This window comes from Burkholderia sp. SRS-W-2-2016 (assembly GCF_001931485.1).
GTDB lineage: Bacteria > Pseudomonadota > Gammaproteobacteria > Burkholderiales > Burkholderiaceae > Paraburkholderia.
The window spans coordinates 124772-134675 of sequence record NZ_MSDV01000050.1 but is presented as its reverse complement, the minus strand read 5'-3'; the positions used below and the strand labels follow the sequence as shown (position 1 = coordinate 134675).

The window sequence follows — 9904 nt, the reverse complement described above, 5'->3', positions numbered from 1 at the left end:
AACAGGACCGTGAAACGACTCTACGCCGATGATAGTGCGGATTGCCCGTGTGAAAGTAGGTAATCGTCAGGCTTCTTCTTCAAACAAAAACCCACCGCTCGCGGTGGGTTTTTGCGTTTACGAAAGCTGTAGGAATCACCTACATATAAGTGAGAACGTTGGGTTTGGAACGGTCAAGCAACCCTTGACAAAAAGATGTTGTTCCCCCATAATCGTCAGTTCTCTGCGGAGGGGTGCCCGAGTGGCTAAAGGGGGCAGACTGTAAATCTGTTGGCTTACGCCTACGTTGGTTCGAATCCAACCTCCTCCACCAGAATGCAAGCTGTAGCAGTTGTTGGGAATCCATGACCTTGCGGGTGTAGCTCAATGGTAGAGCAGAAGCCTTCCAAGCTTACGACGAGGGTTCGATTCCCTTCACCCGCTCCAGCAACGTAGAAGTAGCGCCCATGTGGCTCAGTGGTAGAGCACTCCCTTGGTAAGGGAGAGGTCGGCAGTTCGATCCTGCCCATGGGCACCAGAAGTACTCAGTGATTGTTTGCGCCCAGCGCAACGTACGGAAAATCCTCTTAGGAGTCGAAAATGGCCAAGGGTAAGTTTGAGCGGACCAAGCCGCACGTGAACGTGGGCACGATCGGTCACGTTGACCACGGCAAGACCACGCTGACGGCAGCGATCACGACGGTTCTGACGCAGAAGTTCGGCGGCGAAGCGAAGGCATACGACCAGATCGACGCGGCGCCGGAAGAAAAGGCGCGTGGTATTACGATCAACACCGCGCACGTCGAGTACGAAACGGCTAACCGCCACTACGCACACGTTGACTGCCCGGGCCACGCCGACTACGTGAAGAACATGATCACGGGTGCAGCGCAGATGGACGGCGCAATCCTGGTGTGCTCGGCAGCAGACGGCCCGATGCCGCAAACGCGTGAGCACATCCTGCTGGCGCGTCAGGTTGGCGTTCCGTACATCATCGTGTTCCTGAACAAGTGCGACATGGTGGACGACGCTGAACTGCTGGAGCTGGTCGAGATGGAAGTTCGCGAACTTCTGTCGAAGTACGACTTCCCGGGCGACGACACGCCGATCATCAAGGGTTCGGCCAAGCTGGCGCTGGAAGGCGACAAGGGCGAGCTGGGCGAAGTGGCGATCATGAACCTGGCCGACGCGCTGGACACGTACATCCCGACGCCGGAACGCGCGATTGACGGTTCGTTCCTGATGCCGGTTGAAGACGTGTTCTCGATCTCGGGTCGCGGCACGGTGGTGACGGGTCGCGTTGAGCGCGGCATCATCAAGGTCGGCGAAGAAATCGAAATCGTCGGTATCAAGGCGACGGTGAAGACGACCTGCACGGGCGTGGAAATGTTCCGCAAGCTGCTCGACCAGGGTCAGGCAGGCGACAACGTCGGTATCCTGCTGCGCGGTACGAAGCGTGAAGACGTGGAGCGTGGCCAGGTTCTGGCGAAGCCGGGTTCGATCAACCCGCACACGCACTTCACGGCTGAAGTGTACGTGCTGAGCAAGGACGAAGGCGGCCGCCACACGCCGTTCTTCAACAACTACCGTCCGCAGTTCTACTTCCGTACGACGGACGTGACGGGCTCGATCGAGCTGCCGAAGGACAAGGAAATGGTGATGCCGGGCGACAACGTGTCGATCACGGTGAAGCTGATCAACCCGATCGCGATGGAAGAAGGTCTGCGCTTCGCAATCCGCGAAGGCGGCCGTACGGTCGGCGCTGGTGTCGTCGCCAAGATCATCGAGTAACGCCAGAAAGTTCTCGGTAATCGGTTGTATGGGGTTGGCGATGCCGCCAACCCCAAATGGTTTAGGGGTATAGCTCAACTGGCAGAGCGTCGGTCTCCAAAACCGAAGGTTGGGGGTTCGATTCCCTCTGCCCCTGCCAACTATCGCGTCGTAGTGACGCTTCGTAAGGTGTTATGGCGAATCCTTCCGTCGAAACTGTAAACGCATCCGGCGATAAGTTGATGTTGATCGCAGGTGTGTTGCTGGTCTTGGCCGGGTTCGTGGGGTTCTTCTGGCTAAATGGCCAGGAATGGTACATCCGCGGAGCCGCCTTGGCTGTTGGTGCGATCGCGGGTGTTGCAGTCGGTCTGCTCTCGGCGCCTGGCAAGGGTTTTATCGCTTTCGCCAAAGACTCATACAAGGAAGTTCGTAAGGTTGTTTGGCCTACTCGCAAAGAGGCGACCCAGACAACGCTCGTAGTGTTCGGCTTCGTTGTGGTGATGGCAATCTTTCTCTGGATCAGTGATAAATCCATTGAATGGGCGATTTTCTCGGTGATTCTGGGTTGGAAATGATATGAGCGATACTCCGGCATCCCCGAGTGGTAAACGTTGGTACGTGGTGCACGCCTACTCCGGCATGGAGAAGAGCGTGCAACGAGCGCTTCAGGAGCGCATCGAGCGTGCCGGCATGCAGGATCAGTTTGGCCAGATCCTCGTTCCGACCGAAGAGGTTGTCGAGGTGAAGGGCGGTCACAAATCGGTGACCGAACGTCGTTTCTTCCCGGGCTATGTGCTGGTGGAAATGGAAATGACGGACGAAACGTGGCACCTCGTGAAGAACACGGCAAAGGTGACAGGTTTTGTCGGCGGAGCGCGCAATCGTCCGAGCCCGATTTCCCCGCGGGAAGTCGAAAAAATCATGTCGCAGATGCAGGAAGGCGTGGAGAAACCGCGTCCCAAGACCCTGTTCGAAGTAGGCGAGATGGTGCGGGTCAAGGAAGGCCCGTTCACTGATTTCAACGGTAGCGTCGAAGAAGTGAACTACGAAAAGTCGCGAGTCCGTGTTTCCGTTACAATCTTCGGCCGCGCAACGCCGGTCGAGCTGGAATTCGGCCAGGTCGAAAAGTTGTAATCCAGAATTCTACGGAACGCACCGCTTGGTGCGTTCCGTATTTCGCGCTTACGGTCCGCGTAATGATCGTTGAGGAGCGTCACTAGCCAGCTTTTCGGCGAACGCGCGCTACTACTCACCGAACGTCCGCTTGCAACGCAACCGACGTTTCAAAGAGGTTCTCAAGATGGCAAAGAAAATCATCGGCTTTATCAAGCTGCAGATTCCTGCAGGTAAAGCCAACCCGTCGCCGCCGGTCGGTCCGGCACTGGGCCAGCGCGGCCTGAACATCATGGAGTTCTGCAAGGCGTTCAACGCGCAGACTCAAGCTCTGGAACCGGGTCTGCCGATTCCGGTCGTGATCACGGCATTCGCGGACAAGAGCTTCACGTTCGTTCTGAAGACGCCGCCGGCTACGGTTCTGATCAAGAAGGCAGCGAAGATCGACAAGGGTTCGAGCAAGCCGCATACCGACAAGGTCGGCAAGATCACCCGCGCTCAAGCTGAAGATATCGCCAAGACCAAGATGCCCGATCTGACGGCTGCTGATCTGGATGCAGCGGTTCGTACGATCGCTGGTAGCGCCCGCTCGATGGGCATCACCGTGGAGGGCGTGTAAATGGCTAAGCTTTCGAAGCGTCTGCAAGCATTTGCAGCCAAGGTTGATCGTCAGAAGCTGTACCCGCTCGAAGACGCTCTGTCGCTCGTGAAGGAATGCGCAAGCGCGAAGTTCGACGAGTCGATCGACGTTGCAGTGCAACTCGGCATCGACGCAAAGAAGTCGGACCAGGTCGTTCGTGGCTCGGTCGTGCTGCCGGCTGGTACCGGTAAGTCGGTCCGCGTCGCTGTGTTCGCACAGGGCGAAAAGGCTGAGCAGGCTCGTGCAGCCGGCGCAGAAGTCGTCGGTATGGAAGACCTGGCTGAACAGGTCAAGGCCGGTAACCTCGATTTCGACATCGTGATCGCTTCGCCGGACACGATGCGTATCGTCGGTACGCTCGGTCAGATCCTCGGCCCGCGCGGCCTGATGCCGAACCCGAAGGTCGGTACGGTTACGCCGGACGTCGCGACCGCGGTCAAGAACGCCAAGGCTGGTCAGGTGCAATTCCGTGTCGACAAGGCCGGTATCATCCACGCGACCATCGGCCGTGCTTCGTTCGAACCGGCAGCTCTGCGCAGCAACCTGAGCGCGCTGATCGAAGCGCTGCAAAAGGCCAAGCCGGCAACCAGCAAGGGCGTGTACCTGCGTAAGGTTGCTCTGTCGAGCACGATGGGTGTTGGCGTTCGCGTCGACCAGACGTCGATCGCTGCACAGTAATGAATTTCGCCGCGCCGGCGCGAGCCGGGGCGGCTTTATGGGCTTTGGGCGGTTGCGAGGTGGCAGTCTGCATTGCGCAACCGGTTGTCAAAGACCGTTGGCGGACGCGCAGCAGGTAGGCGAGTCCTTAATGTAAAGCCAACGCAGATGGCGAACCCGAAAAGGTTTTGTAGTGATGAAGCTGTTGGGCGCTCGCAGCAATGCGGGTGTCGGGCGGTCGAAATACTCCTGACTGGTCGGACGCCGTTATTGAACGCGGTACACAAGGCGCACGCCGCGTGTATCGAATCTGGAGGTTAACCGTGCCACTTAACAAAGAAAGCAAGCAGGCCGTTGTCGCTGAGGTTTCCGCGCAAGTCGCGAAAGCCCAGACCATCGTTCTGGCTGAGTATCGTGGGATCACGGTTGGCGATCTGACCAAGCTGCGCGCGAAAGCGCGTGAGCAACAGGTTTACCTTCGCGTGTTGAAGAACACGCTGGCGCGTCGCGCTGTCGAAGGTACCCCGTTTGCTCCTCTGGCAGAGCAGATGACCGGCCCGCTGATCTACGGCATCTCGGAAGATGCAATTGCCGCCGCTAAAGTCGTCAACGACTTCGGCAAGGGCAATGACAAGTTGATCATCAAGGCAGGTTCCTACGAAGGCAAGGTGATGGACAAGGCTGGCGTGCAAGCGCTGGCAAACATCCCGAGCCGCGAAGAACTGCTCTCCAAGCTGCTGTTCGTTATGCAAGCTCCTGTTTCCGGCTTCGCGCGTGCTCTGGCCGCGCTGGCGGAAAAGAAGCAAGGCGAAGAAACCGCTGCGTAATGCACATCGGCCGAGCGTAATTGATCGCTGGCTGTATCCGAATTCAATTTAGGAGTATTTCAAATGGCAATCGCAAAAGAAGACATCCTCGAAGCCGTTGGCTCGATGTCGGTTCTGGAACTGAACGAACTGGTCAAGGCGTTCGAAGAGAAGTTTGGCGTGTCGGCAGCTGCTGTTGCAGTGGCAGGCCCGGCAGGCGGCGGCGCTGCTGCTGCTGCTGAAGAGCAGACCGAATTCACGGTCGTTCTGGCTGAAACGGGTTCGAACAAGGTTGCAGTCATTAAGGCTGTTCGCGAACTGACGGGTCTCGGCCTGAAGGAAGCGAAGGACCTGGTTGACGGCGCACCGAAGCCCGTCAAGGAAGCGGTGCCCAAGGCTGCTGCTGAAGAAGCGAAGAAGAAGCTGGAAGAAGCCGGCGCGAAGGTTGAAGTCAAGTAAGTTTCAACGCGCTGTGCGAAGGCTGGCGGTTTTTCACCGCCGGCCTTTTTGTGCTTTGTGGGGGCTGCGTTTTTGCGAGTGTTAGCCGGCAAGAACGTCGCCCCAGAAGCCAAAGAAAATCGCCAGTCGGCAAGTTTGACCGGCGTTTCTCTTTGTCTTCTGAAGCGACTGCAGAAGGCAAGTTTGGTCGGGTAGCGGGCAACACAGGCATCCGCTGCCGTCAGCCAGCGGTTGGTAGAGGCCAACCACCAAGCTTCTAGGCTCGTTCAAGCCATCGGACGGCCATCGGGTCTCAGTCGGTGAACACTCGGGTTGTCTCATCAAGGTACCCTGCCTCGACAACTATGCCCGCCGTGATTCGGAGATCGTATGCAATATTCCTTCACCGAGAAGAAGCGTATTCGCAAGAGTTTTGCGAAACGCCCCATCGTTCACCAAGTACCTTTCCTGCTGGCTACCCAGCTTGAATCATTCAGCACGTTTCTGCAAGCAGACACGTCGTCCACGCAACGCAAGCCGGAAGGCCTGCAGGCTGCGTTTTCCTCAGTTTTCCCGATCGTTTCGCACAACGGCTTCGCTCGTCTCGAGTTCGTCAGCTACATGCTGTCGCCGCCGGCATTCAACATCAAGGAATGCCAGCAGCGCGGTCTGACGTACTGCTCGGCGCTGCGCGCCAAAGTGCGTCTGGTGCTGCTCGACAAGGAATCGCCGAGCAAGCCGGTCGTCAAGGAAGTGAAGGAACAGGAAGTGTACATGGGCGAAATTCCGCTCATGACGCCGACCGGTTCGTTCGTCATCAACGGCACGGAACGTGTGATCGTTTCGCAGCTGCACCGTTCGCCGGGCGTGTTCTTCGAACACGACAAGGGCAAGACGCACAGCTCGGGCAAGCTCCTGTTCTCGGCTCGTATCATTCCTTACCGCGGTTCGTGGCTCGATTTCGAGTTCGACCCGAAGGATGTGCTGTACTTCCGCGTCGACCGTCGCCGCAAGATGCCGGTCACGATCCTGCTGAAGGCCATCGGCCTGACGCCGGAACAGATCCTCGCAAACTTCTTCGTGTTCGACAATTTCACGCTGATGCCGGAAGGCGCGCAGATGGAATTCGTGCCGGAGCGTCTGCGTGGTGAAGTCGCGCGTTTCGACATCACGGACCGTGACGGTAACGTGATCGTCCAGAAGGACAAGCGGATCAACGCGAAGCACATTCGCGACCTCGACAACGCGAAGACCAAGTTCATCTCGGTACCGGAAGACTATCTGCTCGGCCGCGTGCTCGCGAAGAACGTGATCGACGGCGATACCGGTGAAGTCATCGCGAACGCGAACGACGAAATCACCGAAACGGTGCTCGACAAGCTGCGCGAAGCGAAGATCAAGGACATCCAGACGCTCTACACGAACGATCTGGACCAGGGTCCGTACATCTCGTCGACGCTGCGTATCGACGAAACGGCCGACAAGATGGCCGCGCGCATCGCGATCTACCGCATGATGCGCCCGGGCGAACCGCCGACCGAAGAAGCGGTCGAGGCGCTGTTCAACCGTCTGTTCTACAGCGAAGAAGCGTACGACCTGTCGAAGGTGGGTCGTATGAAGTTCAACCGCCGTGTCGGCCGTGACGAAATCGTCGGCCCGATGACGCTGCTGGACGACGACATCCTCGCGACCATCAAGATCCTCGTCGAGCTGCGCAACGGTAAGGGCGAAGTGGACGACATCGACCACCTCGGCAATCGTCGTGTGCGTTGCGTGGGCGAACTCGCGGAGAACCAGTTCCGCGCGGGTCTCGTGCGCGTCGAGCGTGCAGTGAAGGAACGCCTCGGCCAGGCCGAAAGCGAAAACCTGATGCCGCACGACCTGATCAACTCGAAGCCGATTTCGTCGGCGATTCGCGAGTTCTTCGGTTCGTCGCAGCTGTCGCAGTTTATGGACCAGACCAACCCGCTGTCGGAAATCACGCACAAGCGCCGTGTTTCCGCACTGGGCCCGGGCGGTCTGACGCGCGAACGCGCAGGCTTCGAAGTCCGCGACGTGCACCCGACCCACTACGGCCGCGTGTGCCCGATTGAAACGCCGGAAGGTCCGAACATCGGTCTGATCAACTCGCTCGCTCTGTACGCGCACCTGAACGAATACGGCTTCCTCGAGACGCCGTATCGCAAGGTTGCGGACGGCAAGGTGACCGACCAGATCGACTATCTGTCGGCGATCGAAGAAGGCCGTTACGTGATCGCTCAGGCGAACGCGGCGGTGGCCGACGACGGCACGCTGACCGACGAACTCGTGTCGTCGCGTGAAGCGGGCGAAACGCTGATGGTCACGCCGGACCGCATCCAGTACATGGACGTGGCGCCGTCGCAGATCGTGTCGGTGGCAGCATCGCTGATTCCGTTCCTCGAGCACGACGACGCGAACCGTGCATTGATGGGCTCGAACATGCAGCGTCAGGCTGTGCCGTGTCTGCGTCCGGAAAAGCCGGTCGTCGGTACGGGTATCGAGCGCACCGTGGCGGTCGACTCGGGCACGACGGTTCAGGCACTGCGTGGCGGTGTGGTCGACTACGTCGACGCGGGCCGTATCGTGATTCGTGTGAACGACGACGAAGCGGTCGCCGGTGAAGTCGGTGTCGACATCTACAACCTGATCAAGTACACGCGTTCGAACCAGAACACGAACATCAACCAGCGTCCGATCGTGAAGATGGGCGACAAGGTTGCTCGTGGCGACGTGCTGGCTGACGGCGCATCGACCGATCTGGGCGAGCTCGCGCTCGGCCAGAACATGCTGATCGCGTTCATGCCGTGGAACGGCTACAACTTCGAAGACTCGATCCTGATCTCGGAGAAGGTTGTTGCGGACGACCGTTACACGTCGATCCACATCGAAGAACTGAATGTCGTTGCTCGCGACACGAAGCTCGGACCGGAAGAAATCACGCGCGACATCTCGAACCTCGCTGAAGTGCAGCTTGGCCGTCTCGACGAGTCGGGCATCGTGTACATCGGTGCGGAAGTCGAAGCGGGCGACGTGCTGGTCGGCAAGGTCACGCCGAAGGGCGAAACCCAGCTGACGCCGGAAGAAAAGCTGCTGCGCGCGATCTTCGGCGAGAAGGCTTCGGACGTGAAGGACACGTCGCTGCGCGTGCCGTCGGGCATGAGCGGTACCGTGATCGACGTGCAGGTGTTCACGCGTGAAGGCATCCAGCGCGACAAGCGCGCGCAACAGATCATCGACGATGAACTGAAGCGTTATCGGCTCGACCTGAACGACCAGCTGCGCATCGTGGAAGGCGACGCGTTCCAGCGTCTGGCACGTATGCTCGACGGCAAGGTCGCGAACGGTGGTCCGAAGAAGCTCGCGAAGGGCACCAAGATCGAACAGGCTTACCTGGCCGATCTGGATCACTACCACTGGTTCGACATCCGCCTCGCGGACGAAGAAGCAGCGGCGCAGCTCGAAGCGATCAAGAACTCGATCGAAGAGAAGCGTCACCAGTTCGATCTGGCCTTCGAAGAGAAGCGCAAGAAGCTCACGCAAGGCGACGAACTGCCGCCGGGCGTGCTGAAGATGGTCAAGGTGTACCTGGCTGTGAAGCGTCGTCTGCAGCCTGGCGACAAGATGGCAGGCCGTCACGGTAACAAGGGTGTCGTGTCGAAGATCGTGCCGATCGAAGACATGCCGTACATGGCCGACGGCCGTCCGGCCGACGTCGTGCTGAACCCGCTCGGCGTGCCGTCGCGGATGAACGTGGGTCAGGTTCTCGAAGTGCATCTGGGTTGGGCCGCGAAGGGTCTCGGCTGGCGTATCGGCGAAATGCTGCAGCGTCAGGCGAAGATTGCCGAAGTGCGTGAATTCCTGACCAAGATCTACAACGAGTCGGGCCGCGCGGAAGAGCTGGACAGCTTCAGCGACGAGGAAATCCTCGAACTGGCGAAGAACCTGCGCGAAGGCGTGCCGTTCGCAACGCCGGTGTTCGACGGTGCGACGGAAGAAGAAATGTCGCGCGCACTGGATCTGGCATTCCCGGACGACATCGCGACGAACCTCGGCATGACGCCGTCGAAGAACCAGGTGCGTCTGTACGACGGCCGCACGGGCGAGATGTTCGAACGTACGGTGACGGTCGGCTACATGCACTATCTGAAGCTGCACCACCTGGTCGACGACAAGATGCACGCGCGTTCCACGGGTCCGTACTCGCTCGTTACGCAGCAGCCGTTGGGCGGTAAGGCTCAGTTCGGTGGCCAGCGTTTCGGTGAGATGGAAGTGTGGGCACTCGAGGCATATGGCGCATCGTACGTGCTGCAGGAAATGCTGACGGTGAAGTCGGACGACGTGACGGGCCGGACCAAGGTGTACGAGAACCTGGTCAAGGGCGATCACGTGATCGATGCCGGCATGCCTGAGTCGTTCAACGTGTTGGTGAAGGAAATCCGGTCGCTGGGTATCGACATCGACCTGGACCGGAACTAATCGG

8 protein-coding genes and 4 tRNA genes are annotated in these 9904 nt (G+C 59.0%); all 12 read left to right on the top strand.

Going from position 1 to position 9904, the window contains the following annotated elements; translation table 11 throughout:
- The first annotated feature begins 227 nt into the window (after window positions 1-227).
- A tRNA-Tyr gene (locus tag BTH42_RS22055) sits at window positions 228-313 on the top strand.
- Window positions 314-352: 39 nt separating this feature from the next.
- Window positions 353-426: transfer RNA gene (locus tag BTH42_RS22050), tRNA-Gly, on the top strand.
- A gap of 16 nt (window positions 427-442) precedes the next feature.
- Window positions 443-517 (top strand) — tRNA-Thr (locus BTH42_RS22045).
- A 62-nt stretch (window positions 518-579) separates the two neighbouring features.
- Complete coding sequence (gene tuf / locus BTH42_RS22040; RefSeq protein ID WP_075303267.1) at window positions 580-1770, top strand: elongation factor Tu; 1191 nt, start codon at window positions 580-582, stop codon at window positions 1768-1770.
- Window positions 1771-1833: 63 nt separating this feature from the next.
- Window positions 1834-1909 (top strand) — tRNA-Trp (locus BTH42_RS22035).
- A 34-nt stretch (window positions 1910-1943) separates the two neighbouring features.
- Window positions 1944-2324 (top strand): preprotein translocase subunit SecE, encoded by a 381-nt coding sequence (gene secE, locus BTH42_RS22030; RefSeq protein WP_075303276.1) that lies wholly within the window; start codon window positions 1944-1946, stop codon window positions 2322-2324.
- A 1-nt stretch (window position 2325) separates the two neighbouring features.
- Window positions 2326-2883 (top strand): transcription termination/antitermination protein NusG, encoded by a 558-nt coding sequence (gene nusG / locus BTH42_RS22025; protein ID WP_075303275.1) that lies wholly within the window; start codon window positions 2326-2328, stop codon window positions 2881-2883.
- Between the two features lie 166 nt (window positions 2884-3049).
- A complete protein-coding gene (rplK, locus tag BTH42_RS22020) occupies window positions 3050-3481 on the top strand; it encodes a 50S ribosomal protein L11 (RefSeq protein ID WP_007180146.1) in 432 nt (143 codons plus the stop codon).
- Window positions 3482-4180 (top strand): 50S ribosomal protein L1, encoded by a 699-nt coding sequence (gene rplA, locus BTH42_RS22015; protein ID WP_075303274.1) that lies wholly within the window; start codon window positions 3482-3484, stop codon window positions 4178-4180.
- 302 nt (window positions 4181-4482) lie between these two features.
- Window positions 4483-4986 carry a 50S ribosomal protein L10 gene (gene rplJ, locus BTH42_RS22010; protein ID WP_075303273.1) on the top strand — a complete coding sequence of 168 codons (504 nt, stop codon included), beginning with the start codon at window positions 4483-4485 and terminating at the stop codon, window positions 4984-4986.
- Between the two features lie 63 nt (window positions 4987-5049).
- On the top strand, window positions 5050-5424 hold the full coding sequence (rplL, locus tag BTH42_RS22005) for a 50S ribosomal protein L7/L12 (RefSeq protein WP_075303272.1): 375 nt from the start codon (window positions 5050-5052) through the stop codon (window positions 5422-5424).
- Window positions 5425-5793: 369 nt separating this feature from the next.
- Window positions 5794-9900, top strand: coding sequence for a DNA-directed RNA polymerase subunit beta (rpoB, locus tag BTH42_RS22000; protein ID WP_075303271.1), 4107 nt, complete (start codon window positions 5794-5796; stop codon window positions 9898-9900).
- Window positions 9901-9904 lie beyond the last annotated feature (4 nt).

Excerpts from the sequence above, each read along its gene's own strand:
- tuf (WP_075303267.1), top strand. The coding sequence starts at position 580 with ATGGCCAAGGGTAAGTTTGAGCGGACCAAGCCGCACGTGAACGTGGGC.
- nusG (WP_075303275.1), top strand. The coding sequence starts at position 2,326 with ATGAGCGATACTCCGGCATCCCCGAGTGGTAAACGTTGGTACGTGGTG.
- rplL (WP_075303272.1), top strand. The coding sequence starts at position 5,050 with ATGGCAATCGCAAAAGAAGACATCCTCGAAGCCGTTGGCTCGATGTCG.
- rplA (WP_075303274.1), top strand. The coding sequence starts at position 3,482 with ATGGCTAAGCTTTCGAAGCGTCTGCAAGCATTTGCAGCCAAGGTTGAT.
- rplK (WP_007180146.1), top strand. The coding sequence starts at position 3,050 with ATGGCAAAGAAAATCATCGGCTTTATCAAGCTGCAGATTCCTGCAGGT.
- secE (WP_075303276.1), top strand. The coding sequence starts at position 1,944 with ATGGCGAATCCTTCCGTCGAAACTGTAAACGCATCCGGCGATAAGTTG.
- rpoB (WP_075303271.1), top strand. The coding sequence starts at position 5,794 with ATGCAATATTCCTTCACCGAGAAGAAGCGTATTCGCAAGAGTTTTGCG.